Origin of the sequence: Candidatus Pseudothioglobus sp. Uisw_016, from assembly GCF_048087635.1 — a bacterium.
Lineage (GTDB): Bacteria > Pseudomonadota > Gammaproteobacteria > PS1 > Pseudothioglobaceae > Pseudothioglobus.
Map to the genome: position 1 here is coordinate 1,279,085 of NZ_CP159806.1, position 17,033 is coordinate 1,296,117.

Annotated in this window: 18 protein-coding genes; 11 read left to right on the top strand and 7 right to left on the bottom strand. The window is 36.3% G+C overall.

Translation table 11 applies throughout. The features are described from left to right. Positions 1-122: 122 nt before the first annotated feature. The 6 genes from ABXT69_RS06485 (at position 123) to ABXT69_RS06510 (ending at position 6,170) form a co-directional block, all read left to right on the top strand. Entirely contained in the window at positions 123-1,400 is a 1,278-nt protein-coding gene (locus ABXT69_RS06485; protein ID WP_416677469.1) for a homoserine dehydrogenase, read from the top strand. 16 nt (positions 1,401-1,416) lie between these two features. Further along, positions 1,417-2,484, top strand: a complete 1,068-nt coding sequence (gene thrC, locus ABXT69_RS06490; protein WP_416677472.1) for a threonine synthase — start codon at positions 1,417-1,419, stop codon at positions 2,482-2,484. Between the two features lie 39 nt (positions 2,485-2,523). Continuing rightward, on the top strand, positions 2,524-3,423 hold the full coding sequence (cysM, locus tag ABXT69_RS06495) for a cysteine synthase CysM (RefSeq protein ID WP_416677473.1): 900 nt from the start codon (positions 2,524-2,526) through the stop codon (positions 3,421-3,423). A 107-nt stretch (positions 3,424-3,530) separates the two neighbouring features. Next, positions 3,531-4,388, top strand: a complete 858-nt coding sequence (locus tag ABXT69_RS06500; RefSeq protein WP_416677474.1) for a transporter substrate-binding domain-containing protein — start codon at positions 3,531-3,533, stop codon at positions 4,386-4,388. 46 nt (positions 4,389-4,434) lie between these two features. Next, positions 4,435-5,412, top strand: a complete 978-nt coding sequence (locus tag ABXT69_RS06505; protein ID WP_416677475.1) for an amino acid ABC transporter permease — start codon at positions 4,435-4,437, stop codon at positions 5,410-5,412. A 2-nt stretch (positions 5,413-5,414) separates the two neighbouring features. Then, on the top strand, positions 5,415-6,170 hold the full coding sequence (locus ABXT69_RS06510; RefSeq protein WP_416677477.1) for an amino acid ABC transporter ATP-binding protein: 756 nt from the start codon (positions 5,415-5,417) through the stop codon (positions 6,168-6,170). A 4-nt stretch (positions 6,171-6,174) separates the two neighbouring features. Here ABXT69_RS06510 and ltaE read toward each other — a convergent pair whose 3' ends face one another. The 3 genes from ltaE to hemJ are packed head-to-tail and all read right to left on the bottom strand — an operon-like array spanning position 6,175 to position 8,379. Next, a complete protein-coding gene (gene ltaE, locus ABXT69_RS06515) occupies positions 6,175-7,236 on the bottom strand; it encodes a low-specificity L-threonine aldolase (RefSeq protein ID WP_416677478.1) in 1,062 nt (353 codons plus the stop codon). A 13-nt stretch (positions 7,237-7,249) separates the two neighbouring features. Next, complete coding sequence (locus ABXT69_RS06520; protein ID WP_416677479.1) at positions 7,250-7,906, bottom strand: hypothetical protein; 657 nt, start codon at positions 7,904-7,906, stop codon at positions 7,250-7,252. A gap of 47 nt (positions 7,907-7,953) precedes the next feature. Continuing rightward, entirely contained in the window at positions 7,954-8,379 is a 426-nt protein-coding gene (hemJ, locus tag ABXT69_RS06525; protein WP_416651297.1) for a protoporphyrinogen oxidase HemJ, read from the bottom strand. A 150-nt stretch (positions 8,380-8,529) separates the two neighbouring features. Between hemJ and ftsY the strand changes: the two genes are divergently transcribed. Then, positions 8,530-9,483 (top strand): signal recognition particle-docking protein FtsY, encoded by a 954-nt coding sequence (ftsY, locus tag ABXT69_RS06530; RefSeq protein ID WP_416677481.1) that lies wholly within the window; start codon positions 8,530-8,532, stop codon positions 9,481-9,483. A 9-nt stretch (positions 9,484-9,492) separates the two neighbouring features. Here the strand turns inward: ftsY and ABXT69_RS06535 are convergent, their stop codons facing one another. Then, positions 9,493-9,783 (bottom strand): 4a-hydroxytetrahydrobiopterin dehydratase, encoded by a 291-nt coding sequence (locus ABXT69_RS06535; protein ID WP_416677483.1) that lies wholly within the window; start codon positions 9,781-9,783, stop codon positions 9,493-9,495. A gap of 1 nt (position 9,784) precedes the next feature. Beyond that, a complete protein-coding gene (hemC, locus tag ABXT69_RS06540) occupies positions 9,785-10,702 on the bottom strand; it encodes a hydroxymethylbilane synthase (RefSeq protein WP_416679573.1) in 918 nt (305 codons plus the stop codon). A 214-nt stretch (positions 10,703-10,916) separates the two neighbouring features. On the opposite strand from hemC, the gene argH reads away from it, so the two are divergent. Both argH and fmt read left to right on the top strand, forming a co-directional pair. Next, positions 10,917-12,302, top strand: a complete 1,386-nt coding sequence (gene argH, locus ABXT69_RS06545) for an argininosuccinate lyase (RefSeq protein ID WP_416677485.1) — start codon at positions 10,917-10,919, stop codon at positions 12,300-12,302. Beyond that, a complete protein-coding gene (gene fmt, locus ABXT69_RS06550) occupies positions 12,302-13,231 on the top strand; it encodes a methionyl-tRNA formyltransferase (protein WP_416677487.1) in 930 nt (309 codons plus the stop codon). The genes argH and fmt overlap by 1 nt, the downstream gene beginning before the upstream one ends. 10 nt (positions 13,232-13,241) lie before the next feature. Here fmt and ABXT69_RS06555 read toward each other — a convergent pair whose 3' ends face one another. Next, complete coding sequence (locus tag ABXT69_RS06555; protein ID WP_416677489.1) at positions 13,242-13,691, bottom strand: tRNA (cytidine(34)-2'-O)-methyltransferase; 450 nt, start codon at positions 13,689-13,691, stop codon at positions 13,242-13,244. Between the two features lie 143 nt (positions 13,692-13,834). Here ABXT69_RS06555 and prmC point away from each other — a divergent pair, with 143 nt between their 5' ends. Next, positions 13,835-14,629, top strand: coding sequence for a peptide chain release factor N(5)-glutamine methyltransferase (gene prmC, locus ABXT69_RS06560; RefSeq protein ID WP_416677491.1), 795 nt, complete (start codon positions 13,835-13,837; stop codon positions 14,627-14,629). On the opposite strand, the gene ABXT69_RS06565 is transcribed toward prmC, so the two are convergent. Then, positions 14,621-15,568, bottom strand: coding sequence for a DMT family transporter (locus ABXT69_RS06565; protein ID WP_416677493.1), 948 nt, complete (start codon positions 15,566-15,568; stop codon positions 14,621-14,623). The genes prmC and ABXT69_RS06565 overlap by 9 nt on opposite strands. Positions 15,569-15,824: 256 nt before the next feature. Between ABXT69_RS06565 and ABXT69_RS06570 the strand changes: the two genes are divergently transcribed. Continuing rightward, on the top strand, positions 15,825-17,018 hold the full coding sequence (locus tag ABXT69_RS06570; RefSeq protein WP_416677495.1) for a cystathionine gamma-synthase family protein: 1,194 nt from the start codon (positions 15,825-15,827) through the stop codon (positions 17,016-17,018). Positions 17,019-17,033 lie beyond the last annotated feature (15 nt).

Genomic DNA, 17,033 nt, shown 5'->3' on the forward strand with positions numbered 1-17,033 from the left:
TTTTTTTTAAACCTATTACTTTAATTTAGCTCAATAACTCTACTAACATTTTTAAACATGATTTCCAGTTCGCCTTTTCACTGGTTGGTATAATGGCGCATTTGAATTTATAAAATACAATAATGAAAGTTGGAATTCTTGGTCTTGGTACAGTTGGTGGTGGTGTTGTAAATGTATTGCAAAAAAATAGCGAATCTATTGAAAGGCGCACTGGCGTTAAAATAGAAGTTGTTTTAGCAGGCGTTAGAGATGTCAAACAAAAACGTATCTGCGATACCTCAAATATAAAGTTAACTATAGATCCTTTTGAGGTTGTCAATCACCCTGATGTTGATGTAGTTCTTGAGCTAATTGGTGGAATTGGACTTACAAAAGAGCTAGTTGAAACAGCCATAAACAATGGAAAACATGTCATTACTGCCAATAAGGCGTTGATTGCGAATCATGGTAATGAATTAATTAAATTAGCCAATAAAAAACAAGTACGGCTTTTATTTGAAGCCTCTGTGGCTGGAGGTATTCCAATTATAAAATCTCTCGAACAGGGCCTGAGTGCAAATAATATTGAATCGCTTGCTGGAATCATTAACGGGACGGGTAACTTTATTCTTACTGATATGAAGGAAAAGGGAAGGGATTTTGACGACGTTCTTAAAGAGGCACAAGCATTAGGTTACGCAGAAGAAGACCCAACTTTTGATGTTGAGGGTATTGATGCTGCTCATAAGTTATCTATTCTAGCTGCAATTGCATTTGGTACTGAACTACAATTTGATAAAGTTTCTACCAAAGGTATCAGTGATATAACGACTGAAGATATCATTCATGCTTCAGAGCTCGGTTATACAATTAAACATCTTGGAATAGCAAAAAGAGCTGGTGAGGGAATCGAACTTCGAGTGCACCCTACTTTAGTTCCAAATAAACAATTAATTGCACAAGTCGATGGCGTGATGAATGCAGTTATGGTTAAAAGTGATGCTTTAGGAACTAGCTTATATTATGGCGCTGGAGCTGGTGATGAGGCAACCGCTTCTGCAGTTATTGCTGATCTAAATGACATCATTAACAACCAGACAAGTAATCATATCTTAGGCTGGAAATCTCAACAAAAACTCCCTGTAATTAAAAGTGATGATATTCAAAGTGAATTCTTTTTAAGGTTATTAGTGAGTGATATTAAAGGAGTTCTTGCTAAAGTTACAGGGATATTTAATGACCATAATGTTAGTATAGATGCGCTAATTCAAAAGCAAGCCGATGAAAACAATAACGCTCATATTGCAATAACAACTGATAAAGTTAGTACTAAAACAATCATGAGTATCAAAAAATCGATTGAAATGAGCGACTTTAACCAAGCTGAAGTTCAAATTATACATATTGAATTATTAGACTAAACTAATTGAGAGAACTATGAGATATACAGGATTAATTGACAAATATAGAGACACTCTGCCTGTCAGCGACAATACTCGCATCATAAGTCTTGGTGAAGGTAATACACCATTAATTAGACTTGAAAATATCCCATGTGAAATGGGGACGCAAGTTGAACTATATATAAAGTATGAAGGATTAAATCCTACAGGATCATTTAAAGATCGCGGAATGACTATGGCAGTTACAAAGGCCGTAGAAAGTGGCTCAAAAGCAATTATTTGTGCGTCAACTGGAAACACTTCAGCTGCAGCTGCTGCCTATGCTGCAAGAGCAGGAATTAAAGCATTTGTTCTCATTCCAGAAGGAAAAATTGCACTAGGTAAATTAGCGCAAGCAATGATACATGGCTCTACTATTATTCAAATTAAGGGTAACTTTGATGATGGCATGCAGCTCGTTAAAGATGTTGCTGAATTTGCACCCGTTTCAATAGTCAACTCAATCAACCCTTTTAGGCTGCAAGGTCAAAAAACTGCAGCATTTGAAATTATTGAAGAGCTCGGTCATGCTCCAGATTACCACTGCCTTCCTGTTGGTAATGCAGGAAATATTACTGCACACTGGATGGGCTATACAGAATATCATGAGAACGGAAAAGCAGACTCGACACCTACCATGCTTGGTTATCAAGCTGAAGGAGCTGCTCCATTTATTCAAGGGTCAAGAGTTCATAATCCAGAAACTATTGCGACTGCAATAAGAATTGGAAACCCTCAAAGTTGGGATCAAGCTTTAAAACTTAGTAAAGAATCGAGCGGGTGGTTTGATGCATTTTCAGATGAAGAAATTTTAGCAACACAAAAGATGCTGACTGAAAAGGAAGGGATTTTTTGTGAGCCAGCCTCTGCAATATCAGTTGCAGGAGCCTTAAGAGATATAAAGTCAGGAAAAATACCTGATGGCTCGAGCGTTGTATGTACGCTTACAGGTCATGGCCTTAAAGATCCTGATACAGCAATTGCTCAATGCGATACTAGTGCAATGATCAACGTTAATCCAGCACTTGAGGAAGTAAAAAAAGCCATCTTAAACAATATGTAGCTCTAAAGGCTTTAAATTTGTGATAATAACTATCAAATTATGAGCAATAATAACTATAAAACAATTGATCAATGCATAGGAAAGACCCCTTTAGTGAGGCTGCAAAGATTAAATCCAAATCCTAATAATATAATTCTTGGTAAACTTGAAGGCAATAATCCAGCTGGGTCTGTTAAAGATCGCGCCGCCCTTAATATGATTACTGAGGCAGAAAAGAGGGGTGAGATTCATCCTGGAGACACTCTTATTGAAGCAACTAGTGGAAACACAGGCATTGCCCTAGCTATGGTTGCAGCTATTAAGGGCTATAAGATGATTCTAATTATGCAAGAAAATCTATCGCAAGAGAGAAGAGATGCGATGACTGCATATGGCGCAGAATTGATTTTAGTGACCAAAGAGCTTGGCATGGAAGGAGCGCGTGACCTTGCAAATCAAATGTGCTCAGAAAATAAAGGTCTTCAACTTAATCAATTTTCTAATCAAGATAATCCAAGCGCTCACTATGCCTCAACTGCCAGAGAGATTTGGAATGATACAAATGGAGACATTACTCATTTTGTAAGCTCCATGGGTACTACTGGAACCATTATGGGCGTTTCAAGGTATCTCAAAGAAAAAAATCCAGCAATACAAATTATAGGTATTCAGCCTGATGATGACTCACACATTCCAGGCATTAGGAGATGGCCTAAAGAGTATCTCCCCACTATCTTTGACTCAACCAGGGTGGATAAAATTATGGATATCTCACAATCAAGCGCAGAGCAAGCAACAAGAGATCTTGCAACTCGTGAAGGCATCTTCTCTGGTGTCTCAGCTGGAGGCGCGGTAGCTTCAGCAATAGAGCTTTCTAAGCAGGTTAATAATGCCGTTATTGTTACAATTATTTGTGATCGGGGTGATCGCTATCTTTCTACAGGGGTCTTCAAAGCCTAAAATCTAGATTTTTATATGTTTCTATCTGTTTTGAAGGCTAATTTTCTTCAAAAATATGTGTACAATTGTAAATTCGTAAATTCTTAAAATATAAATAGGAGAGACAAATGAGTATTAAGCTAGGCTTTACAAAGTCGTCGATTGCATTTGCAGTTGCGCTATTATCATTAAACATGACAGTTCAAGCAGGTGCAGTTTATGATTATATTAAATCAAACAATGAATTAATGATTGCAACTGATGCAAACTGGGCACCATATTCATACATTAATGATGCCGGTGAAATGGAAGGTTTTGACGTTGATGTTGGTAGAGAAATTGCTAAGCGCATGGGTGTAGAAGCTCGCTTCATCACTCCTTCATGGGATATTATTACTTCAGGAAACTGGAACATGCGTTGGGACGTATCAGTTGGTTCTATGACGCCAACAGAAACTCGCTCCGAAGTGCTCAACTTCCCTGCAGTTTATTATTACACCCCAGCTGGTTTTGCTGTTCATACAGATTCACCTATAACAACATTGGCAGGTTTAAATGGAAAAAATGTTTGTACTACAGCAGCCTCAACTTGGGAAATGTATCTTGAAGGAAGTCTAGATATGATTGATGCTCCAGCATTTACATATAAAGTTACTCCAGGAACAATTACTTCACTTGCTGACGGTCATACATGTCTTGATGACACTCGCCTAGGTGCTGGTGTTCGTAATGACGGTATAATTGATTCTATTCCGATGATTCAAGGCGCTATAGAAGACGGATATCCAATTCGTTTCTTAGGTGACCCTGCTTTCTTTGAGCCTCTTTCAGTAGCAACTGACAAAGGCAATGATGACCCTGAGTTGGATGCGGAAATTGTTAGAATTATTGCTGAAATGAAAGCTGACTACACACTAACTACGTTGTCAATGAAATGGTTTAAAAATGCAGATGGTAGTTCAAATGACTACACTATTGCGTTTTAATTAGAGCATTTAGTTATATAAGTTTTAATTAGTTTTAAAGAAAGGTATGTTCGTCGATACCGTTATTGAAGATAAGTCGCTGCACAAACCAGCGTTCCTTTTAGGATTATCAATAGCGGTATTGGTGTTTTTCTTTGCCTTTAATTTTACCAACACTATATTTGGTGAATTCCTCAGTCCAGTTATTGGAAATCCACAAGAAAGTGGGTTTTTTGGTCGACTGGTTGTTTCGTTTGTACTTTCAATAATATTTGTCCTAAATTTATTATTAATTAGCTTTGCTAGGTTGAAAATTCAAATATTCATTGTTTGGATTGAATTATTTTTTCTTTTTCTTGCTTTTGCCTACTCTTTTGATCTTGAGTTAGCGTATATATTTATCGGTGAGCCAAGCAAGATTTGGCTTATGATTTCTAAGGGTCTATTTACAACGATTTATATTTCAGCAGTTTCAATTGCAATTGCTACTGCTATAGCAATCGTTGGAGCTATTGCTAAACTTTCAAATAATGGCTTTGCTTATGCGATAGCAAGTTTTTATACGTCTTTATTTAGAGGACTCCCTCTTCTTCTACAAATTTATCTAATTTATATGGGCCTTCCTCAACTAGGATTCATGATTGATGCCATTCCTTCTGGTATTGCAGCGCTGTCACTTTGTTATGGTGCCTACATGACGGAGATTTTTCGTGCAGGTATTCAAAGCATACCAAAAGGGCAATGGGAAGCCTCAAGAGCATTAGGTTTTAAATTTGGACTGATACTTCGAAAAATTATATTACCCCAGTCAATACCAATTATAGTTCCACCAACTGGTAACCAATTTATTGCGATGCTTAAGGATAGTTCTTTAGTTTCTGTTCTTGGGATTTGGGAGTTAATGTTCATGGCCAAAAAAATAGGCTCAAAAGATTTCAATAATTTAGAAATGCTACTTACAGCTGCAATGATTTATTGGGCCCTGACAATTGTTCTTGAAATGATTCAGGCTCGCATTGAAAGAAAATACCAACAAAAGGCTTGATTGTGAATACTAAAGCTAAAAATGAAAACCCTGTTATATCACTGGATGGTGTCAGCAAATGGTATGGAGATTTTCAGGCGCTTAAAGATATAAACCTTGAAATAAATCTTAAAGAAAAAATTGTCATCTGTGGCCCATCTGGCTCAGGAAAATCGACTCTAATTCGATGTCTCAATCGACTTGAGGCTCATCAAGAAGGTAAAATTCATGTTAGCGGAGTTGAGCTTCATGAAACCATGAAAGATGTTGATATTGTTCGACGAGACATTGGAATGGTATTCCAAAATTTTAATTTATTCCCACACTTAACTGTCCTTGAAAACTGTATGGCTGGGCCAAATTGGGTCAGAGGAATTGATAAAAAAGAAGCCGAAAAAAGAGCAGTTGCTATGCTTAAACAAGTCAAAATTCCAGAGCAAGCAGACAAATATCCAGATCAACTATCTGGTGGCCAGCAGCAGCGAGTTGCTATTGCTAGGAGTTTATGTATGGAGCCTAAAGTCATGTTATTTGATGAGCCAACTTCAGCGCTAGATCCCGAAATGGTTTCAGAAGTTTTGGATACCATGGTTGAGCTTGCAAATAGTGGCATGACAATGATTTGTGTTACTCATGAAATGGGCTTTGCCAGACAAGTTGCAGACAGAATAATATTTATGGCAGAAGGGGAGATTGTGGAGCAAAATACTCCAGATGAATTCTTTAATAACCCAAAAAGTGATCGCACTAAAACTTTTTTAGACCAAATTCTTATCTAATAATTTAAATATTTTTAAAATAATCTTTAAAGGCACCAATAACTACCAAAATATCTTTTTTACTAATTCCTAAGTGGCATACTAACCTTCCTCGATCAAGATTAGAAATTATAATATTTCTATCAAAAAGGTGCTTTCCTAAGCTTTCTCTGTGCTGTTTTGGACAATCTACAAAAACCATATTTGTTTGATTTTCACCATAGTCTATAGTTAATTCTGATAATGATGACAAGCCACTAGCAAGATATTTTGCATTATCATGATCCTCTTGAAGCCTCTTCACATTATTCTTTAAAGCATACATTCCATAAGCAGCGATAACGCCAACTTGTCTCATGCCGCCACCAAGCATCTTTCGTAATCGTAAGGCTCTATTAATGGTAGCTTGATCACTTACTAAAAGTGACCCAATTGGAGCGCCTAAGCCTTTTGATAAGCATATTGATATACTATCAAAACTTTCAGTTAAAGCCTTCAGTGTTAGGCCTGAATGTATATGTGCATTAAATAAGCGAGCACCATCCAAATGTACTTTTAAACCTTTACTATGCGCAGCTTTTGCCAATGCATCAAGCTCCTGTTGAGGCTGAACTTTTCCAGAAAAAGTGTTCTCTAAACAAAGAAGTTTTGTTACAGCATAATGAGGGTCGTTATCTTTAATTTGACTGAGCATATCGCTTACTTTCATAGATCCAGATGCTGAAGTATCAATAGGACAAATCCCCACACCACCTAAAACTGAAACTCCTCGAGCCTCATAAACATTAGTATGATAGTGTCTTCCAATCAAAACTTCATCACCTCTTTGACAATGGGCGAGCATAGCAGTTAAATTACTTTGAGTGCCACTAGGAAAAAATAAGCTTGCTTCTTTTCCTAAGAGATTCGCTGCATATTCTTGTAGCTCGATTACCTCAATATCCTCTTGGTAAACATCATCACCAAGTTTTGTATTATCAATACTTGCAAGCATTTCATTGGATGGCAAAGTAACTGTATCACTTCGAAAATCTATTGGACTCTCTAACTTCTCTTGGTTAATAATATTTTTCTTATATTGGCTCATAACTGATTTACTCTTAAGGCTTGTATTCTGGATAGGCTAAAGTGGCTACAAGATGAGTTCTAGGTTCATCTCCACCATTAAGAGCGGTATGGTAACCCCTCGTATCCGTAAAATATACGGAGCCATCAGCAGGAAGGTGGGTGCAGTGATGGTTAACTATAAATAAAGAACCTGGGTTTGTATAAATTGGAATATGTATCCTTGGCTCAGGATCTCTATGCCATGAATTGCAATTAAAGCTATCTTTCTCTAATATGCGAACCCTTCCAATAGGGTAACGAGCTGACAGCTCCTTGTGAATGGTTTCAAAATAAGTACCCTTAAACACTTCAACAAGCTCAGTGAATGAACCTTCATCAACTAACTCATCCTTGGCTATCTCTTCATAGCTATCATCTAAGCGAGTATAGTAGCGACCCACGAGATTATTATCAGACTCAACAGAGCTATTCTTTCTGCGAGTCATCGCAAGAGCATGAAACCCTGATGCAGCAGTTTTAAACTCTGACATAGCTTTAACTTCATCAAGCGCTTCGCGCATTTGATTAATATCAAACTTAAGATTTAATTTGATAATGTGCTCATTGCCTTTAAAAGAAGCAACTGACTCAATATCAACTTTTTTATTGAGATATGAATTTAACTCTTTTATGTCTTGCGAGATGCTCATCAGTTTATTTTTTTTGAAATAAAGATTTAAATTATATAACTAAATTTTTAAAAAGGCTTAACAACAACAAGAATGATAATGCCAACAAGAAGTAAAACTGGAAACTCATTAAACCATCGATAAAAAGTATGACTACGTGTATTTTTATCTTCAGCAAATACTCTCACCAAATAGCCACAATAAAAATGATACGCAATTAGAACCGCAACTAAAGCTAGTTTAAGCTGAAGCCAATATTGATCAGCATAGACTTCCCAAGCATAGCCATAAAGCATCCAGACGCCCATAAGCGTTGTGATAATGAAGCTTGGCATCATAATGCCTCTATATAGTTTTCGCTCCATTACTTTGAAGCGCTCTATACTAATCTCATCAGTTGACATAGCATGGTAAACAAAAAGTCGCGGCAAATAAAACAGTGCTGCAAACCAAGTTATTACCGTCAAAATGTGAAAAGCCTTAATCCAAAGCATTTGAACTCCAAAATAGTTACATAATACCGTCAGAATACAATGAATTTATAGGATTAATTAAAGAAGTTATATGAAACACTATCTATTGATTAACAGTTATTATGTTGATTGGCATAGTAAAATTTGCCTAGTCTTTATAATTGAACTTTAATGCTAAACTTTTTTAAAAAAAATCAAAGCCCTGAGTCTGAAGGTGAGACAAAAAAACCTTCACTAAAAGATCGGCTATTTAAATCCAAAACTAAACTTGGAGATGGTCTTTCATCCCTTCTTGTGGGTAAAAAGAAAATAGATGAAGCACTTCTTGAAGATTTAGAAATGCTTTTAATTGGAGCAGATATAGGTATTCAAACAACTGACAAGGTTATTGAATCTGTGAGAAAAAAAGCATCTAGAAAAGAACTTAAGGACAGTGATGGTCTTTATGAACTTATAAAAATTGAACTTGAATCATTCTTAATAAAAGAAAATTTACTACAAACAAATGTTGATAAAACTTTTGTTATTCTTGTTGTTGGTATCAATGGTGCTGGAAAAACTACCACGATTGGTAAGCTTGCTAAGCTATTTCAAAGTGAAGGAAAATCTGTAATGCTTGCAGCTGGAGATACTTTTCGTGCTGCTGCTGTTGAGCAGCTTCAAGTTTGGGGAGAGAGAAATGATATTCCAGTCATCGCTCAAAAAACAGGGGCTGACGCAGCCTCGGTTGTATATGATGCTTACCAGTCAGCGATTGCTAAAAATATTGATATCTTAATTGCAGATACTGCAGGAAGACTACATACACAAGATAATTTAATGCAAGAACTTGAAAAAATTAAGAGAGTTCTTAAAAAGCATAATGAAGATGCACCACATGAAACTCTATTAGTTATCGATGGTGGGTCAGGTCAAAATGCGATTCAACAAGCAAATGAATTTCATAAATCCATTAACTTATCAGGACTTGCTGTCACTAAACTTGATGGAACAGCTAAAGGTGGAGTTTTATTTACAATTTCAGACTCTCTTAAACTGCCTATTCGTTTTATTGGGATTGGGGAAGCAATCGACGATTTAAAACCTTTTAATGCAAAAGATTTTGTTGATGCTTTATTTGATTAGTTAACTTATTCATGATTTTATAGAGCTACTGATAGTATCAATCTTCTTAGCAAGCTGAGTATCAAGCTTTGTTATTCCGCCCTCACTATGAGTAATCAAATTAATCTCAACTCTATTATAGACATTTGACCATTCTGGGTGATGATCCATAGCTTCTGAGGTAATTGCAACTTCAGTCATAAAACCAAAAGCTTGGATAAAGTTAGAAAACTTAAACGTCTTAGAAAGCTTTTCATTAACAATACTCCAGTCATTATGCTCTTCTAAATATACATTTAATTGTTTATTAGTTAAAATCAAATTAAACCTCGTTTAAGAGCTCTTTTGCTCCCATAGATAATAGCTTATTAGCAACAAGCTGACCTAATACCTTTGGCTTTGATATATCGCCACTTTCTTCTACCCTCAAAATAACTCCAGAATCAACATTACCGACCATACCCTTAAGTCTCATCTCAGTGTTATTACTGGTTGCGTAGCCACCAATTGCAACTGAACATCCACCCTCAAGAGTGGAATTCATTGCCCTTTCAGCACAAACCTCATTCATGGTTTTTTTATTTACAAGCGGCTCAATAAGTCTAATTATGTCCATATCACCTTTTATAATCTCTATACCTAAAGCACCCTGACCAACTGCTGGTAGGGATTTTTCAGCACTCAGATGCTGCTTAATTCTACCTTCAAAACCCAGCCTTATAAGGCCTGAGCATGCCAAAATAATAGCGTCATACTGACCTTCATCTAGCTTTCTTAATCGAGTATTAACATTTCCTCTTAAATCTAAAATGGCCAAATCAGGTCTTAATGCTTTTAATTGAACTATACGCCTTAAACTACAAGAACCAACTCTAGCTCCATGTGGAAGTTCACTTATGCTATCAAAATCATTTGAAACAAATGCATCAAAAGGATTTTCTCGTTCCAAAATTGCTCCAACCTCGAATTCCTTTGGAAGCTCATAAGGAACATCTTTCATAGAATGAACAGCAATATCAGCCTTTCCTTCCAGAATACCTATTTCGAGCTCTTTAATGAATAGGCTTTTACCGCCAATTTTTGAAAGTGGTGAATTTAATATCTTATCACCCTGAGTAGTCATTTTTACCAACTCAACCTCTATATCAGGATTAAAAAATTGCAGTCTTGACTTTACAAACTCTGCCTGCCAAAGGGCCAGAGGGCTTTTACGTGTTGCAATTTTAAGCACTGTGATAATGTCTCCAATTCAATTTACTACCAACAATATTTTATCGAGTGTTTATTAATAATGTTGGCTTTTCCAATTATATTTATAATGATAAAAAATATATTTTTAGTAATCAATACTCACCTAAAAAAGGTTTTTATATTATTTTCAGTAACTTATCCCCTATATAGTGGAATAATGTGCAGTTATTGAAATTCGTATTAATGACAGAGTAAATTGAACTATGAAGTCTAAAAAAAATCATTTATGGGGTGGGCGCTTTAATCAGCCAACAGATGAATTTGTCAAAATTTTTGGCGCATCTGTTACTTTTGATAAAGTTCTTGCACTCTATGACATTGAGGGTTCTATTGCTCATGCAACAATGCTCTGTGAAGTTAATGTCCTTACAAGCACTGAGCTAAAAAAAATTCTTGAAGGTCTTGATAAAGTCAAAGATGAAATAGTTAATGATCAATTTAGCTGGTCAGTTGAACTGGAAGATGTTCACATGAATATTGAATCAAGGTTAACTGAAATTTGTGGAGATTCAGGGAAAAAACTTCATACTGGTCGCTCTCGAAATGATCAAGTTGCGACTGACATTAGACTATACCTTAGAGATCAAGTGCTGCTAATTACAAAAGAGTTAGAAAGACTTTTAAATGCTCTTCTTGATCTAGCAGAGCAAGAAAAAGAAACGATTATGCCTGGGTTTACTCACCTTCAAGCTGCTCAGCCAATTAGCTTTGGCCATCATTTACTGGCCTATTTTGAGATGCTCAAGCGAGATCGTGAGCGCCTGCAAGAGAGCTTTAAAAGAATTAATACAATGCCATTAGGGAGCGCTGCTCTTGCGGGAACTAGTTATCCAATTAATCGCGAACGTACTGCTGAACTTTTAGGATTTGAGCGAATAAGCTTAAACTCGATTGATGCTGTCAGTGACCGCGATTTTGCGATTGAGTTTGCTTCAAATGCGAGTCTAATTATGATGCATCTTTCAAGGTTTTCTGAAGAGCTAATTCTATGGTCAAGCGCACAATTTGAATTCATATCTCTTCCTGATAGCTTTTGCACGGGCTCATCCATTATGCCTCAAAAGAAAAATCCAGATGTTCCAGAATTAGTGCGAGGTAAGACTGGCCGAGTAACTGGTAATTTAATTTCCCTATTAACAATAATGAAAGGTCAGCCATTGGCATACAACAAGGATAACCAGGAAGATAAAGAGCCGCTATTTGATAGTGTTGAAACTATTTATTCTTGTCTTCGTGTTTTTGCTGATATGGTTCCAACGATCAAAACTAACAAAGAAAACATGTATCAATCTGCTCTTAAAGGTTATACAACTGCAACTGATTTAGCAGATTATCTTGTAAAGAAGGGTTTAGCTTTCAGAGATGCGCATGATGATGTTGGTAAGGCTGTCTCTTATGGAATCAAAGAAGGTAAAGACTTAAGTGAATTTTCAATTAATGAGCTCAAAAAATTTAACTCTTTAATTGAAGAAGATATTTTTGATGTAATCTCTCTAGAAGGTTCTATTAACTCTCGAAATCATCTAGGTGGAACCTCCCCAAATCAAATTTCAATTGCCATTAAAGCAGGGCGAAAATCCATTAAGTAATGCGCATAGTTTTTGCAGGAACCCCTAAATTTGCTGTCGAATCTCTAGCCATTCTTCATAAATCTAATCATGAGGTAATTGGAGTATATTGCCAGCCTGATAGGCCAAAAGGAAGAGGAAAGGTTTTAACAGCTTGCCCAGTTAAACTGTACGCAGAAGAAAATAATTTGCGAGTTATTCAGCCTGAAGATTTCAGAAGTAAGCAAAATCAAAAAATATTTACCTCACTAAACTCAGATATCATGGTGGTTGCAGCATATGGACAGATACTTCCAAGTGAAGCACTGAAAACCCCAAGGCATGGATGTCTTAACATTCATGCATCTCTACTACCAAGATGGAGGGGAGCTGCCCCTATCGAAAGAGCGATCCTTTCAGGAGATAAAGAAACTGGAATTTCAATAATGCAAATGAATGAGGGGCTGGACACTGGAGATGTTTTACTTAAACAAAAATATTTAATTGCCAGCAATGAGACCTCTCAATCACTTACGGACTCTTTATCAACCATGGGGGCTGAATTAATCTTTAATGCTTTAAATCGATTAAATGAATTAAAGGCCACTCCTCAAAATAATAAAGACGTGATTTATGCAAAAAAGATTGTGAAAGGGGAAGCTCAAATAGACTGGCATCAAAGTGCAAAAAATATAAGCCTGATGATTAGAGCCTTTAATCCAAGACCTATAGCTCAAACTTACGCAAAAGCTAAACAATTCGAAAGCAAGGTTATTAGAATTATTGAGGCTGATGAAGTTCAACATGAATCTTCAAAAATCCCAGGAACAATCATTGAGCAAAGTAAAAATAATTGTTATATTGCGACTGGAAATGGCGTCTTAAGTCTCAAGAGAGTGCAGCTTTCTGGAAAAAATGAAGTGTCAATTAAAGACTTTAATAATGCTTACCAATTACTTGAGCTAAGCTAAAAATATATTCTTAGTTAGAAAATCCAATCTGTCTCCAAGCCTCATAAGCTACGATTGAAACACAGTTTGAAAGGTTTAGGCTTCTCGAGCCTTTTTGCATAGGTAGAGTTATACCATCATATTCATCCATTATCTCTTTTGGAAGGCCTTTAGTTTCAGAGCCAAATAGAAATGAATCATCACTATGGTATTTAACGTCAGCATAGCTTCTACTCACTTTTGTACTTACAAAATAGAGTTTAGCTGGGTTAGCTTTGTCTAAGTAGTCATCAAAATTTTCATATTCATAAACCTGAGCTAACTCTTTATAGTCAAGCCCAGCTCGTCTTAAGCGCTTATCATTAATCTCAAATCCATAAGGCTTTATAAGGTGAAGATTTGCACCCATATTTGCTGACAAACGTATTAGACTTCCTGTGTTACTGGGTATCTCGGGTTGGTATAAAACTAAATTTAACATACAGCTACTTTTCACAAATAACATTATCATCCCATAGAACATAAACCAATTACCAAAACTCGCTTGTTGATATAATATTAAAAATGAAATATTACATAGAAATTAGAAGCTTTTTACAATCTCAAGCAACCTAAATTTACTCCATGTCTATAAGAAAATCGATTAAAGACTATCTTAAGATGGATGTCAAAGATATATTAAAACTCTTATGTTTAGCACTTGATCAAACTAAAGAGCAGTTGTTTTCAAATCCTGATTATGAGCTAAATAATTCAGAACTTAAAACACTCGATAGTTTAATTAAGCAAAGAAGTAATGGCAAGCCTTTTGCCTATCTCAAAGGCACTCAAGGATTTTATGATCGTGATTTTATAGTCTCACCTGCAACTTTAATTCCAAGACCCGAAACAGAACTATTAATCGACATTGCACTTGATACGTTTGATACAAATAAAAAAATAAGCATACTAGACCTAGGAACTGGAAGCGGCATAATAGCCATAACTCTTTCTGAAAAGCGTCCAAAATGGAAGATTTCAGCCACTGATCAGTCGATGGATGCACTGAATATTGCCAAACTCAATTCAACTAAAGATATTGATTTTTATTGTGGCAGCTGGTTTGACCCATTACCTCTTTCAAAATTTGATTTAATTGTCAGTAACCCGCCTTATATTAATGAGCATGACCCACACTTAGAAGATTTAAAATATGAACCTATTGAGGCCTTAGTCTCAGGCGATGATGGGCTTAATGACATCAGAGAAATCATCACCAAATCAACAGAATTTCTTAACATTGGTGGATATTTACTGCTCGAGCATGGATATGACCAAAAGGATAGAATTATTAAGTTATTAGAAGAGTCTTTTACAAATATCAAAACATTTAAAGATCTCAATAAGCTCGACAGGGCAATCCTTGCAGAACTAAGGTAACTCAAAAAATTCTGCCTTTTTCTTTGAAGACTTTTGTTGAGCTAATATAACCCCAGAAATAACGATTAAAGCTCCAAATGCTTGGTGCCATACCCAACTATCACCAAGAAGAAACAGCATAAACATGACGTAGAATGGAACGGCATTTAAATGAAATGACGCCAAACCAATTCCGAGTTGGCTAACAGCCTTTATCCAGAAAATTTGAGAAATTCCTAACCCAAGCCAAGCGTAGATAAGTACTAAACCTAAATGCTCAATAGTAATAATTGACGAAGTGTTAGTTAAATCAAGAAATACACTACAGAAAAAATATAAGAATATTGATAGCCCGGCCATCCCAAAAGATGTGACTGCTGTTTGACCTAGGTTAGTCATGCCAGGAAGGCTTTTGACTGTTGCTCTGGAGCCCCAAGCAAATAATGCAACTCCAATAACTCCTATGAGAGCAGCTATGCCAATATTATCCTCTCTCAATGAGGCGCCTGAAGCAATATAGCCACCAAGTAATACTAGCACAACACCAATGAAAAACCATACTGTCATTTTGCGTCCATCAAGTAGCATCTCCAAACTCACAGCAAAAACTGGCATTGTGGCTACTGCTAATGCTGCAATTACTGGTGTTGTTAATGATTGAAGCATAAGGATTAAAAAAGCCCCAATTCCAAATCCTGATATGCCTATTACAAAACCCTTTAACCATTTAGCAGATTTGACTTTTTGTATTCCTTCAATAAATATCCAAATTATAAAAATTAAAATAAAGGAAAAAACATTTCGAGCCGTGATTACGCTAACAACATCCCAGTCCTTTAATAAATATTCAGCAGCAGGAAAACCCGTTGCGAAAAGAAGTATGGAAAACACACAAAGAAAGTTAGACTTAACAATTGTTGTTTTGTTGTCAATTGACTCTTTTGAGGTAGATATACTCATAGTTTTAAAGAGCTAAATGTGGTGTATTGCAGACTCGCAATATATCAGAAACTATTAATTTAGCAATATTTATTTGCCGCTCTAAATTTATTGAAATCTCAATCAACATGAAAATTCAAGATTGTCAAAAGCATCGAAGTGGATGTATAATAATTTTTATCAAGATAAAGGCTTATTAAGCGCTGCCTTGAAAATAGGATTTAAGTGATTTATTATCATTTTTTTTTATACTCAACGCAATTATAAGAGGTTACTTATGCTTGAAAAAAAACACATCGGTCAATCCACTCAAAGTATTTGGGGTGGAGAGCAAGAGCACGAACTATATGAGCGCTCAACTCAAGTACCAGTCGTCCACAGCGTTTCATTTGCCTACGAAGATATTGATACTTGGCATAAAGTTGCCCTAGGTGAAGCTGAAGGCCATATATACTCTCGAAATACAAACCCAACAGTCCGCGCTTTTGAGGACAAAGTAAAAGAACTTGAAGGTGCTGAAGCGGCAACTAGTTTTTCCTCAGGAATGGCGGCAATTAGTAATACCTTAGCCACCTTTTTAAAGCCTGGTGACCGCCTTGTTTCAATCAAGGATAGTTATGGGGGCACAAATGTCATTTTTAATGAATTTTTACCGCCACTTAATATTGATGTTAGCCTTTGTGAAACAGGTAATTATGAGCAAATAGAAAGTGAAATTGCTAAAGGCTGCAAGGTGTTATATCTAGAAACGCCAACAAATCCAACCATTAAAATTACTGACATCAAACGCTTAAGCGTGGCAGCTAAAAAAGTAGGCGCCCTTATCGTTGTTGATAACACATTTGCAACGCCAATCAATCAAAGACCGCTTGCGCTTGGTGCTGACATTACGCTGCACTCTGCATCTAAGTACCTAGGGGGTCATGCAGATGCTCTTGGAGGGGTTATTTGTGGGAATCAAGACTTAGTGAGGCAAGTTTATCATTACCGTGAAATAAACGGTGCTACTCTAGCCCCAATGGACGCCTATAGCCTCCTAAGAGGAATGAAAACATTAAAGCTTCGAGTTGAAAGACAAAATGAAAGCGCTATGTTAATTGCAACGTTCTTACAAAATCATCCTTTGGTTGAACAGGTTAATTACCCTGGATTGGAATCTCATCCTGGGCATGAGATAGCTAAAGAGCAAATGAATGGTGGATACGGCGGAATGTTAAGTTTTTCAGTTAAAGGTGGTCTAGATTCAATTAAGAAATTTTTACCAAAACTTAAATATGCTCATATGGCAGCTAATTTGGGATGCGTTGAAACGGTAGTTGGTCCTCCATTAACGACAAGTCATGTAGAGTGCAGCGCAGAAGAGCGAAAGGCTGCTGGAATACCTGAAGGCTTAGTCAGATACTCAACCGGAATTGAGGATGTAGAGGATTTGATTGCTGATTTAGAGCAGGCATTTAAAGAAATTTCTTAAGAATTTTAGGAGAAT

Excerpts from the sequence above, each read along its gene's own strand:
- ABXT69_RS06485 (WP_416677469.1), top strand. The coding sequence starts at position 123 with ATGAAAGTTGGAATTCTTGGTCTTGGTACAGTTGGTGGTGGTGTTGTA.
- thrC (WP_416677472.1), top strand. The coding sequence starts at position 1,417 with ATGAGATATACAGGATTAATTGACAAATATAGAGACACTCTGCCTGTC.
- cysM (WP_416677473.1), top strand. The coding sequence starts at position 2,524 with ATGAGCAATAATAACTATAAAACAATTGATCAATGCATAGGAAAGACC.
- ABXT69_RS06500 (WP_416677474.1), top strand. The coding sequence starts at position 3,531 with ATGAGTATTAAGCTAGGCTTTACAAAGTCGTCGATTGCATTTGCAGTT.
- ABXT69_RS06505 (WP_416677475.1), top strand. The coding sequence starts at position 4,435 with ATGTTCGTCGATACCGTTATTGAAGATAAGTCGCTGCACAAACCAGCG.
- ltaE (WP_416677478.1), bottom strand. The coding sequence starts at position 7,236 with ATGAGCCAATATAAGAAAAATATTATTAACCAAGAGAAGTTAGAGAGT.
- ABXT69_RS06520 (WP_416677479.1), bottom strand. The coding sequence starts at position 7,906 with ATGAGCATCTCGCAAGACATAAAAGAGTTAAATTCATATCTCAATAAA.
- hemJ (WP_416651297.1), bottom strand. The coding sequence starts at position 8,379 with ATGCTTTGGATTAAGGCTTTTCACATTTTGACGGTAATAACTTGGTTT.
- ftsY (WP_416677481.1), top strand. The coding sequence starts at position 8,530 with ATGCTAAACTTTTTTAAAAAAAATCAAAGCCCTGAGTCTGAAGGTGAG.
- argH (WP_416677485.1), top strand. The coding sequence starts at position 10,917 with ATGAAGTCTAAAAAAAATCATTTATGGGGTGGGCGCTTTAATCAGCCA.
- fmt (WP_416677487.1), top strand. The coding sequence starts at position 12,302 with ATGCGCATAGTTTTTGCAGGAACCCCTAAATTTGCTGTCGAATCTCTA.
- ABXT69_RS06555 (WP_416677489.1), bottom strand. The coding sequence starts at position 13,691 with ATGTTAAATTTAGTTTTATACCAACCCGAGATACCCAGTAACACAGGA.
- prmC (WP_416677491.1), top strand. The coding sequence starts at position 13,835 with ATGTCTATAAGAAAATCGATTAAAGACTATCTTAAGATGGATGTCAAA.
- ABXT69_RS06565 (WP_416677493.1), bottom strand. The coding sequence starts at position 15,568 with ATGAGTATATCTACCTCAAAAGAGTCAATTGACAACAAAACAACAATT.
- ABXT69_RS06570 (WP_416677495.1), top strand. The coding sequence starts at position 15,825 with ATGCTTGAAAAAAAACACATCGGTCAATCCACTCAAAGTATTTGGGGT.